The organism is Pseudoalteromonas sp. Z1A2, assembly GCF_011378755.1.
GTDB classification, from domain to species: domain Bacteria; phylum Pseudomonadota; class Gammaproteobacteria; order Enterobacterales; family Alteromonadaceae; genus Pseudoalteromonas; species Pseudoalteromonas distincta.
The window spans coordinates 53883-72148 of the sequence record NZ_WTKX01000001.1; the positions used below are offsets into that span (position 1 = coordinate 53883).

At 37.8% G+C, this 18266-nt stretch carries 15 protein-coding genes; 10 read left to right on the forward strand and 5 right to left on the reverse strand.

Annotated elements, in window-relative coordinates:
• The first annotated feature begins 9 nt into the window (after positions 1-9).
• Positions 10-1641 (forward strand): bifunctional UDP-sugar hydrolase/5'-nucleotidase UshA, encoded by a 1632-nt coding sequence (gene ushA / locus GQR47_RS00225; RefSeq protein ID WP_024594580.1) that lies wholly within the window; start codon positions 10-12, stop codon positions 1639-1641.
• A 29-nt stretch (positions 1642-1670) separates the two neighbouring features.
• Here ushA and GQR47_RS00230 read toward each other — a convergent pair whose 3' ends face one another.
• Positions 1671-2615, reverse strand: a complete 945-nt coding sequence (locus tag GQR47_RS00230) for a hypothetical protein (RefSeq protein ID WP_024594579.1) — start codon at positions 2613-2615, stop codon at positions 1671-1673.
• Entirely contained in the window at positions 2608-3474 is an 867-nt protein-coding gene (locus GQR47_RS00235; protein WP_084324632.1) for a hypothetical protein, read from the reverse strand. Before GQR47_RS00235 ends, GQR47_RS00230 begins: the two co-directional genes overlap by 8 nt.
• A gap of 251 nt (positions 3475-3725) precedes the next feature.
• On the opposite strand from GQR47_RS00235, the gene GQR47_RS00240 reads away from it, so the two are divergent.
• The 3 genes from GQR47_RS00240 (at position 3726) to GQR47_RS00250 (ending at position 11304) form a co-directional block, all read left to right on the forward strand.
• On the forward strand, positions 3726-4580 hold the full coding sequence (locus tag GQR47_RS00240) for a S1/P1 nuclease (RefSeq protein ID WP_024594577.1): 855 nt from the start codon (positions 3726-3728) through the stop codon (positions 4578-4580).
• A 43-nt stretch (positions 4581-4623) separates the two neighbouring features.
• A complete protein-coding gene (locus tag GQR47_RS00245; protein ID WP_154902898.1) occupies positions 4624-7830 on the forward strand; it encodes a TonB-dependent receptor in 3207 nt (1068 codons plus the stop codon).
• A 336-nt stretch (positions 7831-8166) separates the two neighbouring features.
• Entirely contained in the window at positions 8167-11304 is a 3138-nt protein-coding gene (locus GQR47_RS00250; protein WP_024595880.1) for a TonB-dependent receptor, read from the forward strand.
• A gap of 54 nt (positions 11305-11358) precedes the next feature.
• Here GQR47_RS00250 and GQR47_RS00255 read toward each other — a convergent pair whose 3' ends face one another.
• A complete protein-coding gene (locus tag GQR47_RS00255) occupies positions 11359-11904 on the reverse strand; it encodes a MarR family transcriptional regulator (RefSeq protein WP_154902899.1) in 546 nt (181 codons plus the stop codon).
• A 30-nt stretch (positions 11905-11934) separates the two neighbouring features.
• Between GQR47_RS00255 and hmgA the strand changes: the two genes are divergently transcribed.
• Together hmgA and maiA are read left to right on the forward strand one after the other, a co-directional pair.
• Positions 11935-13236, forward strand: a complete 1302-nt coding sequence (gene hmgA / locus GQR47_RS00260) for a homogentisate 1,2-dioxygenase (protein WP_154902900.1) — start codon at positions 11935-11937, stop codon at positions 13234-13236.
• 2 nt (positions 13237-13238) lie between these two features.
• The gene (gene maiA / locus GQR47_RS00265; RefSeq protein ID WP_154902901.1) at positions 13239-13868 is read left to right on the forward strand and encodes a maleylacetoacetate isomerase; all 630 of its coding nucleotides are present in this window, start codon (positions 13239-13241) and stop codon (positions 13866-13868) included.
• Positions 13869-13879: 11 nt separating this feature from the next.
• Here maiA and GQR47_RS00270 read toward each other — a convergent pair whose 3' ends face one another.
• Positions 13880-14113 carry a TIGR02647 family protein gene (locus tag GQR47_RS00270; RefSeq protein WP_007375551.1) on the reverse strand — a complete coding sequence of 78 codons (234 nt, stop codon included), beginning with the start codon at positions 14111-14113 and terminating at the stop codon, positions 13880-13882.
• Between the two features lie 126 nt (positions 14114-14239).
• Here GQR47_RS00270 and GQR47_RS00275 point away from each other — a divergent pair, with 126 nt between their 5' ends.
• Together GQR47_RS00275 and GQR47_RS00280 are read left to right on the forward strand one after the other, a co-directional pair.
• Positions 14240-14542 carry a DUF1496 domain-containing protein gene (locus GQR47_RS00275; RefSeq protein ID WP_002959040.1) on the forward strand — a complete coding sequence of 101 codons (303 nt, stop codon included), beginning with the start codon at positions 14240-14242 and terminating at the stop codon, positions 14540-14542.
• Positions 14543-14596: 54 nt separating this feature from the next.
• Positions 14597-14905, forward strand: a complete 309-nt coding sequence (locus GQR47_RS00280; protein WP_024591820.1) for a VF530 family protein — start codon at positions 14597-14599, stop codon at positions 14903-14905.
• A gap of 51 nt (positions 14906-14956) precedes the next feature.
• Here the strand turns inward: GQR47_RS00280 and GQR47_RS00285 are convergent, their stop codons facing one another.
• Positions 14957-16576: a diacylglycerol kinase family protein gene (locus GQR47_RS00285; protein ID WP_024591821.1), complete on the reverse strand. Its 1620-nt coding sequence runs from the start codon at positions 16574-16576 to the stop codon at positions 14957-14959.
• A gap of 349 nt (positions 16577-16925) precedes the next feature.
• Here GQR47_RS00285 and GQR47_RS00290 point away from each other — a divergent pair, with 349 nt between their 5' ends.
• Together GQR47_RS00290 and GQR47_RS00295 are read left to right on the forward strand one after the other, a co-directional pair.
• A complete protein-coding gene (locus tag GQR47_RS00290; RefSeq protein ID WP_154902902.1) occupies positions 16926-17450 on the forward strand; it encodes a sigma-70 family RNA polymerase sigma factor in 525 nt (174 codons plus the stop codon).
• A complete protein-coding gene (locus GQR47_RS00295) occupies positions 17447-18130 on the forward strand; it encodes an anti-sigma factor (RefSeq protein ID WP_154902903.1) in 684 nt (227 codons plus the stop codon). The genes GQR47_RS00290 and GQR47_RS00295 overlap by 4 nt, the downstream gene beginning before the upstream one ends.
• Positions 18131-18266: the final 136 nt, after the last annotated feature.

The following is an 18266-nucleotide window of genomic DNA, read 5'->3' on the forward strand; positions in this document are numbered from 1 at the left end:
AGGTATTTTATGCGTATAATTATTTTATTTTCGATTATTTTTAGTGTACTTGGATGTACATCTCCTGCTCCTGAATCAACCTCTAACAGTACTCCTACTGAATATTTAACTGTTCTTCATACTAATGATAATCACGGCCGTTTTTGGCAAAACGAAAAAGGCGAATACGGTATGGCCGCTCGCAAAACGTTAATTGACTCTTTACGTAATGACGCCCAAAAGCAAGGTCATGCCGTTTTACTTCTCTCTGGTGGTGACATTAATACCGGTATTCCTGAGTCAGATTTACAAAAAGCAGAACCTGACTTTAAAGGTATGTCGCTGATTGGTTATGATGCAATGGCATTAGGCAATCACGAATTCGATAACCCTATTGATGTATTGAAGCAACAGCAAAAATGGGTGAACTTTCCTTTTCTATCAGCCAATATATTTGAAAAAGAATCAGGCGAACATGCGTTTGATAGCTATAAAATATTCAAAAAAAATGGCTTAACTATTGCTGTTATTGGATTAACAACAACAGACACAGCTAAAATTGGTAATCCTCAGTATATTGGCCACTTAGAGTTTAAAGACCCTGTTGACGTTACTGCAAAACTAGCTAAAGAAATAAAAGCTAAGTACAACCCTGACATTACCATTGCGCTGACTCATATGGGTCATTATGTTGATGCTAGCTTTGGCATTAATGCACCAGGTGATGTAACACTTGCTCGCTCACTTCCTGCAAACACACTTGATATGATCATTGGCGGGCACTCACAAGAACCTGTGTGTATGAGTGATACAAATGTAAATGACGACAACTTTAAACCTGGCCTTGCCTGTAAGCCAGACCAGCAAAACGGTACTTACATTATGCAAGCCCATGAATGGGGTAAGTATGTTGGTAAAGCTGAGTTTAAGCTTGAAAACGGAAAATTAACGTTACTAGACTACAAACTCATGCCTGTTAATTTGTATGTAGATAAAGTTCAAGCTGATGGCTCTACTAAAGCAGTATTAGCAAACGAGTACATTAAACCAGACCCTAAACTTGAATCTTATTTAGCGGTATACCAAGCTAAAGGCGCTAAACAAATTGAAGGTACCATTGGTGAAGTAGATGCTCGCTTAGAAGGTGACAGAAACAAAGTTCGTTACCAACAAACAAACCTTGCACGTGTAATTATTCAAGCTCAAATGGATGTAGTAAATGCAGACTTTGGATTAATAAGTGGCGGTGGTATTCGCAGCTCAATAGAGGCTGGTAAAGTAAGCTATAAAGATATTTTAAAAGTACATCCTTTTAAAAACCGCATTACTTATATGGATTGGCAAGGCAGTGATTTATGGGATTACTTAAATACAGTAACGAGCTTCCCACCGGATGCTGGTGCTTATTTGCAATACCATAAAATATCGTTTGAGCGTAAAAATAATCAGTTGGTTAATGTTTTGATCAATGGCGAACCGCTTAATAAAAATAAAACATACAGAATGAGTCTAAATAGCTATAACGCATCAGGCGGTGATGGTTATCCTGCACTTACAAATAAAAAAGGCTTTGTAAGTACAGACGAAACAGATGCTAAAGCACTTCAAGACTTTATTTCAAAAAATAGCCCTCTCAAAGCGGCTGAATTTACCCCTAAATAACCTCTAAGAATATGAGGAAAGTAATCTAGTTACTTTCCTCTTATTTCAATATTACCTTTTTTAATATTTGCCAGCCCATAACTATGCAAACGAGAACGAGAGCCTTCTCCATAGGCTTTAGGTGGGTAATATAACTCTTTTTCTTCAGGACACTCGCTAAGTACTTCATCTAATGCCGCACGTATCTCACTCAAGGTTTTTTCTAGGCTATTATTAAAATTAGGCCTTTTTCTAACCGTATGACCAAGCTCTACCAACCTATAAAAATACTTGTTAGCGAGCTCTAGAAGCTCCTCTGGTACATCTTTATTATGACTAAGCGCTACATCATCGTTATTTGTACAATACTCTACAAGTGCTAAATAAAAGCATAATGGCTTATTGGCTAAACCCACTTTTTGCTCTGCACTACAACTACTTGATAGTGTTTTATCGTTAAGGTCAACTATAAGCATCAGCGGCGTAGGCTCTGTAATTGACTGATGCTGCGCATTATTAAACTGCTTATTACTTTGTTTAATAAACGCAAATTTTACCCAAAAACTAATCAACACACTTAATACTAAAAATATAAAATAGTAAATAAAATGGCTTAATGTAAAGTGGGTTTGCTGAACGTTAAATACAACTAATACAGGTCCGTTATTAGTGCTCAAACTACGTGTTATTTGGTGTAAGTTTACAGGTGCTAGCATTTCGCCTTTTGGTGCAATAGCAACAACTTTAAGATCGTTCGAATTAATGTAGCTATTTAAGGTTTTAATATAGCTATTAACCGCATCTTTATTCCCCGAATGCTTTAGCAGCTCATTTGATAAATCAAGTAATGGTAAGTCGAGTGCTATTTGCCTTTCTATCTGCGTTATTTTTTGTTTAGTTACTTGCTGGCTTTTTTGAATTACAGAAATATAAAACACAGAAGATAGAGTTAAAAATAAGCATAGTAAAACAAGTAGTTGTTTATATTTACTCATCACTAACTTCCTCTTTTAAGTTTACTGAGCTAGTACCGCAACTCCAAAACGATTGTGCATTTTGATAATAATGCAAACTTTGATCTTTAGACATATCAAGCAAATTTGCCTGTACTGCACATAATAAATCAGTATTATTTTGCTGCATTTTTAAATACCATCTTGTTCCAGTAATATTATTACTCAAAGGCGTAATATAGTTTTTTGAAAAACGTTTTTCGTCACTCTCTTTCCAAAACGAAGCAATAATATCTACTTTTCCGTCGGCGAGTAAATCGCGTAATTCGTTATGAGAACTAGCATAAGTGATTTTCAAATTAGCTAAATTTATATCCAGTTCTTTAAACATTTGCTTTGGTAAAATATGCCCTGATCGGCTGGTAGGATAATCAAGCAAACCTATGCGTTTATCTAAAAAATATTGTTTAGTAATTCGAGGTTTTTCTTTAGACGATATAAAAAATGCCGTGTAGTCAGAAAAACCAACTACGGGTTGGTAGTTATAGGTCGACTCCGCTTTAAATGCAGCCATAATATTGCTTTTAGCCAAAATTAGGTCAGCAATTCCTTTACCAACAAACTCAAAGCTATCTGCCGTTCTATATCCCCAATACCCTTTTACCGAGCCATATTGCTTAGCTACTACGTTATCAGAGCATAACTTTTGTGTTAATAACTTGGCTATTTTTTTTGATTGTGTAAAAACAATTAATTGGTCTTTATTACTTGTAGCAGTTGTTTGACACTCTGTTGAGGTTTCGATCATAACCGGAAAATGTAAATCATCATTGTATACACTAACTTGACCGCAAACCCACGTAACGACCAATAATAGAAACAAAAATGTAACAATTAACATTTTGTGCAACACAATATTTTTATAATTCAAAGCAATGCCACCCAAAAATAGACGATATAGGGTATTTGAACAATTTCGCTTACCTATTACAACAAGTAATTTTACCTATTAAATATAAGATACTGATTTTAAACGTAATTTAATAAGAAATTATGAATTTTAATAAGTCCTTCCTATCAACATTAAAAATGAGGACAATTGACCGCATTAGCTTATAGCAACCCCATGAAATATTCATTTAGGAAGTTTTAATGCATAACAATATAAAGTACTCGATATCTTCTGCGCTTTTGATTAGTGCGATATTCACAAGCACTAACTCACACGCTTGGGGTCAAAATGGCCACCGTATTGTAGGGCAGATTGCACAATCTCATATAAGCGAAACAACTAAAGCAGCAATTAAACCTTATTTAGATGGTGAGTCACTTGCGCAAATATCAACGTGGCCTGATGAAATGCGCTCTGCTCCTGGCGACTTTTGGCAAAAGAAATCATCTCGTTGGCATTACATTAATGCAGCCCCAGGAAAATCTTTCAGCTTCAATCACGATCATACTAAAAACAAAGAATCTGTAAGTAATATCCTCGAGGGTATTCACTATTCAATGCAAACGCTCACCGATAAAAATAGCACCTTAGATGCTAAACAGTTCAGTTTGCGTTTTTTAGTGCATTTAGTAGGCGACAGTCATCAACCTTTTCATGCCGGTCGAGGTGAAGACAGAGGTGGTAACCGTATTAAGGTTTCTTTTTTTAACGAAGAAACAAACCTTCACAGCCTTTGGGATACAAAGTTAGTTGAGAACGAGAACTTGTCGTTTACTGAATACGCTCAATTTATTGATACAAATAACAGCGAATTAATTGCTGAATATTTACAAAGCTCACCTAAAACTTGGGTTGAAGAATCACACAATTTAGCAACAAAAATTTATAAGTACACCAACGACGAAGTTGGGTACAGCTACATTTATAACAACACTCCAATTGTAAAAACACGCCTACAACAAGCGGGTATTCGACTAGCTGGACTATTAAACGCCTTATTTGACCCTTCTGCAAAAGAGTTAGATACGGCACTAAAAATGACGACTGATAAATAAACAGTATTAAATTTATATAACCTACACACGGGAAATCAACATTATGACTAAGCTTGGCCTTTCGAAATTAACTGGAGCGGTAATTTTAGCTCTAGGTGTTTCTACAAGCGCAATGGCTGCTGATACTTCATCTGCAATGCGTGGTAAAATTACGACGCCTTCAGGTGGCAGTGCTGCAAACGTTAAAATCAAAGTAGTTCACCAACCAACGGGAACTATTAGCGAACTAACTACAAACGAAAGTGGTACGTTTATCGCTAATGGCTTACGTGTAGGTGGTCCTTACATGGTTATCATCGATTCTGATACATTTAACGATACGACTGTTGAAAATATCTATCTAAATCTGGGTGAAACTTACCGTTTAAGCTCGCAGCTTGCTCCGCTAAACATCGAAAAGATTGAAGTGTCTGGTTATAAGATTGTTCAGCAATCAGGTGGCTCTAGCAGTACATTTGGCTCTGACACTATTGAGAATATGCCAAGCTTTAACCGTGATATTAAAGATATTGCGCGTTTAAATCCACTCGCCAGCATTAATGGTAGTGGTGAGCTAACGTTTGCAGGTAGTAACCCACGTTCAAATGGCTTAACTGTTGACGGTATTGGCCAAAATGATGACTTTGGTTTAAGTTACGGTGGCTACCCTACTTCGCAACCACCTGTAGCACTTGATGCAATTGAGCAAATTTCTGTTGATGTATCTCCGTTCTCAGCCTCTAAAGGTAACTTTGGGGGAGGTACCATTAATGCAGTAACAAAATCAGGTACTAATGAGTTTAAATTTTCTGGCTTTTATGAAATATCTACTCCTGATATTGCAGGTGATGTAGACAGTATTTCTCAAGTATATGCAGATGGTAACCCTGTTTTAGATGAAGATGGACACCGTACATACGTTATTGATCAGGTAGAACCAATTCAAACTGAGAAACGTTATGGCTTTAATGTTGGCGGCCCATTAATCGACGATACTTTGTTTTACTTTGTTAACTACAACAAATGGACAAGTGAACTTGATTTAGATTACGGTTTTGAAGGCTCTGGTGCAACGAATGAATATGATGTAACAGAAGAAAGCTACAACCAATTTATTAATATTTTAAATAATGAATACGGCTTAACCGATTCTCTAGGTGGTGACCCTAAAGATACAAACGAATCATTGCTTGTTAAATTAAGTTGGAATATTAATGATGATCATCGTTTAGATTTCACTTACCAATGGCAAGACGATAAAGACGAAACAAATGTCGGCACTGGCGGTAGTACAGTAAGCTTAGCGTCAAGCCGTTATACTTACGCTACTAAATTCAATAATTTTGCGACAAAATTATATTCAGACTGGAATGAAAACTTCTCAACTGAAATTGGTATCGCTTACAAAGATGTATCATCAAGAAGCTTAACTAACTCTGATATTGGCTTTGTGAAAGTTGAAGAGTACTTCCGTGGTCCAGCTTATGAGTTTGGTACAGATGAATTCCGCCATGCAAATAGCTCATCGACTGAAAACTTAACGCTTACTTTCGATGCCACTTACTTAATGGATGAGCACGAAATTAACTTTGGTATGCAGTATGAATCGCTAAATTTATATAACTTATTTGCATCTAACTCATTAGGTTCTTGGGAATTTGATGACTTCGAAGGTTTTGCAAACCGTGAAGTGGGTAACTTTAGAGGTACATACGACTTTTCTTACAGTAACGCGTACACAAATAACCCAAATGACACTGCATACGATGCGACACGTAACCAATTAGCACTTTATATCGAAGATACTTTTTATGTTGGTGATGATTTAGAAGTAACAGCTGGCGTTCGTTATGAGCGTTTATCATCAGACGATAAACCAACTTTAAACGAAAACTTTTTAAATACTTACGGCTTTAGCAATCAAGAGAATCTTGATGGTTTAGATATAATTTTACCGCGTATTGGCTTTAAATATTATGCAACTGAAGCATTAACCATTAATGGTGGTATAGGTCGATTCCAAGGTGGTATTCCAAACGTTTGGTACAATAACTCTTTCCAAAATGACGGTATTACATTTGTTGAAGCACCACAAAGCGCTATTAATGATTATTACGCCAATAACCAAGCCGATATTACGCAAGTACCTGACGCTATTAAAGACACGTTAGTCCAAGGTGCCGGTAGCACAAACTATGTTGACCCTGATTTTGAGCTTCCATCGAGCATAAGAGCTCAAGTTGGTTTTGAATACGAGTTTGACTCAGAACTACTTGGAGAAGGCTTCAAATGGCAAGCAGAAATTGCTTACCATAAAAAAGAAAACGAAGCTGTATGGCATAACACTGCTTTAAACCCAATTGGTGTTGCTGCTGATGGTGAGCGTGTAATTAACGAAAGTATTTATACTGGCGACCTTGCAGATAACTTTGATATTGCAATGACTAATTCATCTGACGATGGACGTTCAATCATTATTTCTACCGGCATTGCAAAAGAATTTGAAAATGGCCTGTATGTTTCTGCAAGTTATGCACACCAAGACGTAACTGAGGCCTCATCGGGTTCATCTTCTCGTGCTCAAAGTAACTACCAATACAACATTACACGTAACCGTAATGAAGACTTTGCAGATCGTGGTTCATACGAAGTAGAGCACAGCTTTAAAATAAACCTAGCGTATAACACTGAATTTTTCAGTGGTTATGCAACTAAGTTTAACGTGTATTTTGAACGCCGCTCTGGCCGTCCATTTAGCTACACTATGGGCATGTATCAAGATAGTGACTTAGGTGATACACGCGACTTTTACTCAAGCTCAGCTTACCTAGCTTACATTCCAACTGGCGCTGATGATCAAAATGTAAATTGGGATGAGTCTGGTTTATCTTGGAATGAATTAGAAACGCTTCTAAATCGTGCTGGTATCTCAGAACGTGGTGAAATTTTAGGCCGTAACTCAGGTACTCAACCTTGGGTTACTACGATGGATGTAAGTATCAAACAAGAAATCCCAGGTTTTGCTGAAGGTCACAGCGGTGAGGTTTACTTCATGGTTGATAACTTCGCAAACTTACTAAACAGTGATTGGGGTGTTGAAAAACGCTTAGGTTTCTCTGATCAAGCTGTTTATGATTTTGGTGGGTTAGATGATGAAGGTCGTTATATAATTGATGGCAAATTTAATGGTGCTGACGTTCGTAACTACAGTCAATACCAAACTAGCTCATCAGCTTGGCAGGCTAAAGTTGGTATTAGCTACAAGTTTTAAGTCTTAATAGGTAAGTAATAACACATTAAGTTATTTGTTAACAAAACCCATTGCAAAATTGTGATGGGTTTTTTGTTTTTCGCACCCCAATTTCACATGTTTGTCATAAAGCCCACGTAATATATACCCCGATATAGAGTTATTGCTCAAAAAAACACTCAAATAGACAAAAATAGTACTATTTATTAAAAATATATTGCAGTTGTATTTTATTTGTAACGAATAAATAAGGTACACTAGTAACGGATTTTGAATAAATGAACTTTAACTGTTTATTTTGAAAAATTTTAAAATAAAAATATAAAAATTTAATTATTAACTACACGGGAAAATTAAATGAAAACTCAAATACGCAAAACGGCCCTATCACTTGCTATCGCAGCATGTGTTGGTGTTAGTGGCGCTGCAATTGCAAATGAAACAACATCTGCAATTAAAGGTCAAATCACTGGTCCTAACGGCAACCCTGCTGCTGGCACTAAAATTACAATTTTACACGTTCCTTCAGGCTCAGTTAAAACAACTGAAACTAATGATGCTGGTTACTTTACAGCTAAAGGCCTGCGTGTTGGTGGTCCATACAGAGTAGTTGTAGATTCTGACACTTATGCAGACCAAGAGTTCAATAACATTATTCTTAACATTGGTAACGATTACCCGGTAAATGCTTCTTTAGAGAATATCTCTAACATCGAGCAAATTGTAGTTACGGGTGCTCCTATCAGTGCTATGTCTGGTGGTACAGGTCCTGCGTCTACTTTTACGCTAACGGATCTTGAAAACCAACCAGCCATCAACCGTGATTTAAAAGATATCATCCGTATTGACCCACGTATCACAATTGATGATAGCCGTGGTTCAATCAACTGTGGTGGTGGTAACCCACGTTACAACAGCTTAACGCTTGACGGCGTTCGCATGAACGATAACTTCGGCTTAAGCTCAAACGGTTACCCTACTATCCGTGCCCCTTTCTCTTTCGACTCTATTGAACAAGTTTCAGCTGAACTAGCACCTTTTGACGTTCAATACGGTGGCTTTACATCGTGTAATATTAACGCTGTAACTAAATCTGGTGGCAACGACGTTCACGGTGGTGTTTTCTTCGATTACACAAACGATTCAATGAAAGGCGACGAAATTGAAGGTAATGAAGTTGATAACGGTAACTACACTGAAAAACGTTACGGTTTCAACGTAGGCCTTCCGCTTGTTGAAGATACATTATTCTTGTTCACTTCATACGAAAAACTTGAAGGTGTTCGCCAGTTTAATTACGACGGCCTTAGCAGTGGTAGTGTTACAGCTGATGACGTATCTCGCATTCAGAGTATTTCTCAATCAGTTTACGGCTACGATGCAGGCGGTATGCCATCAAGCATGCCTGTTGAAGATGAAAAAATCTTAGTAAAACTAGATTGGAACATCAACGAAGATCACCGTGCAAACTTAATTTATAACTACAACGACGGTAACACAATTTCTCAGTCTGATACTGGTTCTAGCCGCGTTTCTTTATCAAACCACTTCTACAATCAAAGTGCTGAGTTTACATCAATCATTGGTTCTGTATATTCTGATTGGTCAGACGATTTTTCTACTGAAATTCGTTTAGGTAAATCAGAGCTAGATGCAACGGTTCAGTCATTAGATGCTGCAAGCAGCTTTGGTGAAATGCAAATACGTACTGATAATGGCGGTACTGTATTCATTGGTCCAGATGATTCTCGTCAATCAAACGATCTAGATTACGACACAACTACATTTAAAGTTGCTGGTACTTATTACCTAGATCAACACACAATTACTGCTGGTTACGAGTTTGAAGAGCTATCTGTTTTTAACTTGTTCGTACAGCAAACAGAAGGTGAGTGGCGCTTTGACTCAATTGACGACTTTGAAGCAGGTCAAGCAGCGCGTATCTACTACAACAATGCTGCAGGTACTAATAACCCGAATGATGCGGCTGCAAGCTTTAAATATGCGCAGCATACATTCTATGTCCAAGATGAATACGCATTCACTGACTTAGATGCAACCATTCAGTTTGGTTTACGTTACGACAAGTACACAAGTGATGACGTTCCTAACTTTAACCAAAACTTCACTAACCGTTACGGTTTCAGCAACCAGTCTACATTCGACGGTATTGACTTACTGCAGCCACGTGTTGGATTCCAATGGTATGCAACTGACGAACTTGAAGTACGTGCTGGCTTAGGCTTGTTCTCTGGTGGTAACCCGAACGTATGGCTGTCTAACTCATACTCTAACGATGGTATTACAAACATTAGTACGCAGTTCCGTGGTGTAGATTTATTCAATACAGCTAACGTAAACGGCGGTACACCTGGTTTTGACGTACCACAAGGTATGTTTGACATTGTTGCAAATACAGAAATTGGTGTAGGCGATGCAACAGTTAATGCTGTAGACCCAGATTTTGAAATTCCTTCAGAGTGGAAATACTCTCTTGGTGCTACATACACAACTGAAGACGAATACGTAATCTCTGTAGACTACCTATACTCGAAGAAGAAAGATGCTGCATTGATGCGTGATATTGCACTTCAAGATAGCGGCGAAACAACGTTTGATGGTCGTCCTATTTACGAGTCAATCGAAGGTCGTAGTAATGAGTATTTATTAACAAATGTTAGTGGCGATAGCGGTGATTCTTCAGTTATCTCTGCAGCAGTTAGCAAAATGTTTGATAACGGCATCAACTTTAGCTTTGGTTACGCATACACAGATGCAGACGATGTAAACCCAATGACTAGCTCTGTAGCTGGTTCTAACTATGGTAACATCGCACTTACTAACCCAGGTAACCCAGGTGTTGCGTCTTCAGATTATGAAATTCCGCATCGTTTTACTATGACGCTTGGTTACAAATATGAGTTTGTAGATGGCTTTGAGACACGCTTTAACCTTTACGGTGAAGCATACAAAGGCCTACCTTACAGCTTTACGTTTGATGGTAGCGATAACACAGATGCTAACCGCAACACTACCTTTGGTGATAACAACTGGAATGGCAACCGTCAGTTAATGTACGTTCCACTTGAAAACGATCCTAACGTTGTTTACAACATGTCGGCTGATGAAATCAATGAGTTTAACGACTTTATTGCTTCTGAAGGACTTAAACGTGGTGAAATTACAGGTCGTAACCAACAAAATGCTGACTGGTTTGTTAAGTTTAACCTTAAAGTTACACAAGAATTACCAGGCTTTATGGAAGGCCATAAAGGTGAAGCATTCTTTGTAATTGATAACCTTACAAACATGCTAAATGATGACTGGGGCGTACTTAAGAAAGGTCCTTTCGTAGGCGCAAGCATGATCTCAACATCTATTGATGACCAAGGTCGTTACGTTTACTCAGGCTTTAACGGTAATAACGCTAATACTTCAGTACAAACTGGTGCGTCATTATGGGAAATGCGTGTAGGCGTACGTTACACTTTCTAATCTAATTTGTTAGATTAGTTAAAATTATAAAAGCCCATCATTTGATGGGCTTTTTTATGCCTGTAAGTTATTTTTTAGCTTATTAAGTATACTTATTAATAAACCTTGTTCATGTGTGTTTAACGAAGCCAATAGTTCTTTTTCCCACTTTAACGCCTCGGGTACTATTTTTTTATACATATCTTTTCCAGCTTCACTTAATGAAAGCATAGCTGCGCGCTTATCCTCTGAATTAATTTGAGTTATTAGCAACTTTTTTTCTACTAATATTTTTATTGCACGCGACACAGTCGATTTATCCATATTTGCCTGCGTACATAAATTTTTGGCATTACTTTGACCAAATTGCGCTAAATTCGCCAAAATTCGCCATTGAGGTATCGTTAAGTCAAATTTGCTCTGGTATACCTTAGCAAGGTCATTACTTACCAAACTTGCTACATTAATTAGTTGATATGCTAAAAAAGTGTCTAAATCCAGTTTCATTGTTATCCCGTTAAATAGGTTTACTAGCTGTTCATTTATATTTACATACACATTCATTGAGCAATTTGAAATTACTCTCACTTGAGAGTATCTTAACTTAAATAAGTAAAACATAAAACTAGCCTTCTCTCACAGGAGTCAGTAATGGCAGAACAGTTAAAGTACATGACCGGTTTTGGTAATGAATTTGAAACCGAAGCGCTACCCGGTGCCTTGCCTATAGGGCAATTTACTCCTCAAAAAGTTAAGTACGATCTTTACACTGAACAATTTAGCTCTACAGCATTTACCGCGCCTAGAGCAGCTAACCGCAGAACATGGCTGTACCGGTTACGCCCTTCGGTAGTGCAAGGTGATTACATCGCTATTGATAACGGCCTGATTCGAACTGCGCCTATAACTGAAGCCGTAACACCTCCGACTATGCTGCGCTGGAACCCCGTGGAAATTCCTACAAAGCCAACTGATTTTCTAGATGGACTTATAACAATGGCTGCTAACGGCAGTGCTAATGGGCAATCTGGCATCGGTATTCATGTGTATGTAGCTAACAAGTCTATGGTTGATCGCTACTTTTACAACGCTGACGGTGAAATGCTATTTGTACCCCAACAAGGCGAGCTACTCCTGCATACAGAGTGCGGTAAGCTATGTGTTAAACCAGGTGAAGTTGCAGTCATACCCCGAGGAATGAAGTTTTCTGTTGATTTAATACAATCAACGGCCCGTGGTTATATCTGCGAAAACTATGGTCATGCTTTGGAGCTTGCAGAGCGAGGCCCTGTTGGTGCAAACGGCTATGCCAACGACCGTGACTTTCAATATCCAGTTGCAGCTTTTGAAGATAAAGAAGGTGATTTTGAACTGGTGTCAAAATTTAATGGCAACTTATTCAGCTGTGATATTAAGCATTCCCCGTTCGATGTTGTTGCATGGACAGGTAATAGCGCGCCTTATAAATACGATTTATCGCGATTTAATGTAATGAATACAGTAAGCTTTGACCATCCGGATCCTTCTATATTTACCGTTTTAACCTCGCCATCAGCTACTGAAGGGATGGCTAATGTTGATTTTGTCATTTTTCCACCGCGTTGGATGGTTGCTGAAAACACTTTTCGTCCGCCCTACTATCATCGTAATATCATGAGTGAATTTATGGGCTTAATTGAAGGTGTGTATGATGCAAAAGAGCATGGTTTTGTACCTGGTGGCGCAAGTTTACACAATTGTATGTCGCCACATGGACCTGAAGCCGACGTATTTGAAAAAGCCTCAAACGCTGAGCTTACACCACAAAAATATGAAAACACATTGGCCTTTATGTTTGAGTCGCGCTATATAATTTCACCGACAAAATATGCATTAGAAGGTAAAGAGCGCCAACCAAATTACACCGATTGCTGGCGTACTATTAAAAAACAATTTACAGGTTCACAGGATTAATTATGAAATTATACAGCTACTTTCGCTCATCAGCGGCTTATAGAGTGCGTATAGCGCTTAACTTAAAAGCAATCGATCATGAACTTGCTATTGTTAACCTTTTAAAATCGGAGCAGCTTGGGAAGGAATACTTAGCGACTAATCCGCAAGGCTTACTACCTGCACTTGAAACCGATGATGGTGTTTTAGCACAATCACTTGCAATACTTGAGTGGCTTGATGAAACTTATCCGCAATCGCCATTAATTACAGGGACTGCGTGGCAAAAGTCGCAAATAAGAAGCTTAAGCTTTGCCATTGCTTGCGATATTCATCCTGTTAATAATTTACGCGTGCTGAAGTATTTATCAAACGAATTAGGTGTTGATAACGAGGCTAAAAATAAATGGTATCGACATTGGATAGAAGTGGGTTTTGAAAAAATAGAACTGATGCTAAACGAAAATAATGACTACTGCTTTGGTAACCAACCAACACTTGCTGACATTTGTTTAGTGCCGCAAGTATTTAATGCAATTCGTTTTAACGTAGATATGAGCGCTTATCCAAAAATTGCAGCCATTTACGAGCATTGTAATAAATTAGCTGCATTTAATGACGCTGCACCGCAAAATCAACCCGATGCAAATTAAGCTAATTTAGATTAACTTTGTAGCGCGCTATGAATAACCGTAACGTGCTCAATTAAATCTAAGCCCAGATCGGTTAAATATCCGCCATCTGGGCTATCTATAATCCCTTTTTCAAATAAACGTTGCGCTGCGCTAAGTAAGCTTGGCTCTGCGTCTGAATGTAATTTAATACCCTGCATTTTACTGTCGCGAGGAAACTTTGCTAATAGTGTGAATTCTTCGATCATTGTTTGATTAAATTGCATTGTGTGCACCTTTTTATTGTTCTGTGAATAACTAAGTTTATACTTAAAATCACTTTGTGTACTTTACACTAGCACGTTTTTTAGCTTAATGTATTATTTTTAACCCTCCCTATTTAAAGGCCTCTAATGCGTAACTTTTTAATTCTATGCTTTTGTTTTAGCAGCTTATCGTATTCAATACTTAGTGAAGCAACAACGCTAAAAACCCATTCAATTATTGATGCAAACCAGTTTGTAAATGAAGAAGCTAACTGTTGGTACGACAACAAACGCTATAGCGAAGGGGCATTAATACAAGTTCACTCTTTTACACTTTTGTGTGGTGCTAAAACACCCCAACACAGTAACAGCCAACTCATTTGGCTTAAAATAGATAAGCAAGGTAATGCTATTTACCCAACAGCTCCTAAAACAATCACTGTGAATTAGCGCTAAAAGCTGATTTAAGCTACAATGCATGCAGTTTAAATAAGTAGTATGGCTATGAATAATCAACCTAAAAACCCTTTACATGGGGTAACATTAGAACAAATACTTGTTGAGTTAGAACAACGACTTGGCTGGAGAACACTTGGCGAGCAAGTAAAAATTAAATGTTTTACTGATCAACCCAGCATTAAATCGAGTTTAAAGTTTTTGCGTAAAACGCCTTGGGCTCGCGATAAAGTGGAAGCACTTTATATTCACACTATAAATAATAAGCCTATTCGTAGACCAAAAAGTGCACCAAGAGAAACATCTTCTCAAGCGCCTGATACAACAGGGTTTGTTTGGCCATCAATTAAAAAGTGATGTAAAAAAAGGAGCTAATTTAGCTCCTTTTTTGATTATAACTAACGCGATTTATTGCTCTTTGCAAATCACATTTAATGAAGCCGGCTCAATAGTAATAACTAGTTTTTGAGCGGTTTTAACTTCACCATCTAGTACGTACTTAAGCTCTCCTTCGCCTGTAACCTCTACTCTTTTGGCATTTGTATGATGAGAGTTTATAGCTAAATGTGTTTGCGTTAAGCTACTAAACATCAGCTCTGCAATACTTAGTACTGTGGTTGAATCTTCATTATTTGGTGTTAACCAATTTATATCGAGTAGCCCGTCACTATGATCAGGTTGCCCGCCACCTTGAGCCAATAACGTTGTAAAAGGCGCAGCATTGGCCACAATAAAACTATTAGTACATATTTCTTTTGGCTCATTATCATCGAGTTTTACTTTAAGTAACTGCGATTTTTGCTCGCCAAACGCTTCAAAAAAACCATTTAAATAGGCAAGTTGCCCCGACTTATTTTTCGACTCTCTATCTGCTTTTTCTATCATTGATTGCTCAAAACCAATACCCGCGAGCAGTAGTACTAATTCATTATTACAATAAGCAGTATCTATTATGCTTGTTTGACCATCTATAATTAAGTCACAAGCCTGTTCAACAGGAATAAATTTAGAAGTAATACCCATCAATACATGCGCAAGGGCGTTTGCAGTCCCCATAGGGATGATGCCTAGTTTACATTGTGTATTTACAAGTACGCTTGCAACTTCGGCCACCGTACCATCTCCCCCGCATGCGATAATAATATCCGGATTTTGCGCAATTTCCTGTTTAGCCAGCTCAATACCGTTAACTTCTTTTGTAGTAGTGAGTACTTTCAGATCGTAATAATCCGATAGCCGCGCAACAATTAAGTGCTCTTTTTCTTCCCATAATCGTGTACCAGATACAGGGTTTGCAATTAAAACGGCTTTGTTTTTAATCAGTAATTCGCCTTTTTTATGTCGCTTAGCTAAATGGCGAAGTTGATGCTTATTTAAATTTGCGGTTTCGCGGGTTTCTTTTATTTGTGCAAGTACTTCATGCACATCTGCATTTTTGTTTTGGCTCAGTAAATAAGCCGCCATGACAAAAACAGAGCGCCCACGCCCTAAAGCACAATGAACGACTACGCGATGGTCTTCTTTAATATGGTGATGAATCCAATTAATAGCCTGATTTAACTGAGAATGGGTAGGAATACTATGATCGAGCACCGGAATGTTTAAATAATTAATATTCTCTTGTGTTGAACTCCACTCGAGTCCGTCGAATTCACACGTAACATCTAAAATCGCCGTAATCCCGTTATCTTTTAATGTGTCTATATCTGAGGGAAATAATCGGCAAGCTAAAAATAGGTTTTCGTTTATTTGTTGAATGGGCGGCACTTTATCGCGCTTACGTGACCAGGCATTATAAATTTGTACACCGAATAAAAATGGCACAAACGCCCACCGTATATAAAATGGGATCACCCCATTTTCACGCTTTCTAAATATTTTTGCTGTATTAAAAATATACGCGGTACTCACTAATAAAAGTGACAGCGCAGTCCAATAAAAAACAATAGCAAAATAGACAGAGTTCACTTCCCAACCAATAAAAATAAGCAGTAGTGCTAATAGTAAATAACTAATTGCAGCCCACATAGTCTCTCCTTTGTGAAAATAATGCCGATTTATAATCTTAATTTAAACGGCTTTAAGTAGTCTTTTGCAAATATCACGCCATATAAATGCCATTTAAAATTCAAACGCGAACAATAGGCCATTGATATATATAGTAATTAATAAACTAAAATCTACTACAGACCGCTCTTTGTGCATTTTTTACAAACATGTGAATAAATTATACTTACACGTCTAAATTTCAAACACTGATCGATTATTGCTTGTACTTACGTATAAAGCAGCTAATCTAAAAGGCAATTAAATTTTTTTGCATCCAAATCACACCCTCAACCGTTTACTCAATGATAATAAGAAAAACAGGACCCCTATGGATAATGATGATTTACTCCCTCTTTTGTGCGCAACAGCACAAGGAGACAAAAATGCTTTCTCAAGTTTATATCAACAAACTAGCGGCAAACTTTTTGCTATTAGTTTAAACATGCTCACAAATAGAGCCCATGCTGAGGAAGCACTACAAGATGCTTTTATAAAAATTTGGCATAACGCATCTGAGTATAATGCTTCAAAAGGCACTGTTATAAGCTGGATGATAAGTATAGTAAGGTATAGAAGCCTCGACTCGCTGCGCTATCACAAAGTACGAAAAGAGCAGTCGTTAGGCGATGACGAATATGAGAATGAAAGCATCGACGTTACTTACGATGAAGAAACAAAACTGGTTAATTGTATCGAACAACTTGAGCCGCAACAAAAACAAGCTATTCACTTAGCTTATTACAAAGGGCTGAGCCATAGCGAGTTAGTGGATCATATCGAAACGCCATTAGGTACGGTTAAAAGCTGGATCAGGCGTGGGCTCATGCAGCTACAAAGGTGTTTAACATTATGAATTATAATAAACCCGAACTATTAGACGCACTTGCTGGGCAGTATGTGCTTGGCACGCTTAGAGGGCTTGCCCGTAAGCGTTTTCAACGTCTGTTGCTCAGTTCAAACCAAGCACGTGAAGCAACAAGTATGTGGGAGCAAAACCTAAATAACTTGGCCAGTGCTATTACACCACAAACGCCACATGACGATGTATGGATAAATATTCTACAGCGCATTGAAAACAGGCCACAAACAAGTAAAACGGTGATACATACTAAGCCTTCTATTTGGCGTACATGGTCTTTTGTTGCAACAGCTGCATGTATTGTTTTAGCCTTTTTGATTATTCAACCTTCTACTAATGTTGTTCAAACACAACAAATTGCCTTGGTTCAAAATCAAGACAAGCAATCATTGTGGTTTATTGATGTAAGTGAGCAAGGGCTTTCAATTAAAGCCAGTAGCCAATTGGTTGCCCAAACCAATAAAGATTACGAGCTGTGGATGATTTTAAAAGGGCAAGATGCACCTATTTCATTGGGTTTACTGCCCAAGCAAGGTAGCAAGATATTATTAAAAGATAACCGTTTTAACGCAAGTGATATTGCATTACTAGCAGTGAGTTTAGAACCTATTGGTGGTTCACCAAATGGATCACCAACCGAGGTGTTATACACTACAGAACTTATACTCCTGTAGCTCTACTTTTATAGCCTTTTATTAGCTGCTTACATTAAGCAGCTAACCTTTCCTTAAAGTTTTTAACAAAAAATAAAAACATTTTAACTTTTTTGCATCCATACTGAACTCTCACCCGTTATTAACTACGACTTCA

Coding starts and splice junctions, on each gene's coding strand:
- ushA (WP_024594580.1), top strand. CDS start 10: ATGCGTATAATTATTTTATTTTCGATTATTTTTAGTGTACTTGGATGT.
- GQR47_RS00230 (WP_024594579.1), bottom strand. CDS start 2,615: ATGAGTAAATATAAACAACTACTTGTTTTACTATGCTTATTTTTAACT.
- GQR47_RS00235 (WP_084324632.1), bottom strand. CDS start 3,474: ATGTTAATTGTTACATTTTTGTTTCTATTATTGGTCGTTACGTGGGTT.
- GQR47_RS00240 (WP_024594577.1), top strand. CDS start 3,726: ATGCATAACAATATAAAGTACTCGATATCTTCTGCGCTTTTGATTAGT.
- GQR47_RS00245 (WP_154902898.1), top strand. CDS start 4,624: ATGACTAAGCTTGGCCTTTCGAAATTAACTGGAGCGGTAATTTTAGCT.
- GQR47_RS00250 (WP_024595880.1), top strand. CDS start 8,167: ATGAAAACTCAAATACGCAAAACGGCCCTATCACTTGCTATCGCAGCA.
- GQR47_RS00255 (WP_154902899.1), bottom strand. CDS start 11,904: ATGTTTTACTTATTTAAGTTAAGATACTCTCAAGTGAGAGTAATTTCA.
- hmgA (WP_154902900.1), top strand. CDS start 11,935: ATGGCAGAACAGTTAAAGTACATGACCGGTTTTGGTAATGAATTTGAA.
- maiA (WP_154902901.1), top strand. CDS start 13,239: ATGAAATTATACAGCTACTTTCGCTCATCAGCGGCTTATAGAGTGCGT.
- GQR47_RS00270 (WP_007375551.1), bottom strand. CDS start 14,113: ATGCAATTTAATCAAACAATGATCGAAGAATTCACACTATTAGCAAAG.
- GQR47_RS00275 (WP_002959040.1), top strand. CDS start 14,240: ATGCGTAACTTTTTAATTCTATGCTTTTGTTTTAGCAGCTTATCGTAT.
- GQR47_RS00280 (WP_024591820.1), top strand. CDS start 14,597: ATGAATAATCAACCTAAAAACCCTTTACATGGGGTAACATTAGAACAA.
- GQR47_RS00285 (WP_024591821.1), bottom strand. CDS start 16,576: ATGTGGGCTGCAATTAGTTATTTACTATTAGCACTACTGCTTATTTTT.
- GQR47_RS00290 (WP_154902902.1), top strand. CDS start 16,926: ATGGATAATGATGATTTACTCCCTCTTTTGTGCGCAACAGCACAAGGA.
- GQR47_RS00295 (WP_154902903.1), top strand. CDS start 17,447: ATGAATTATAATAAACCCGAACTATTAGACGCACTTGCTGGGCAGTAT.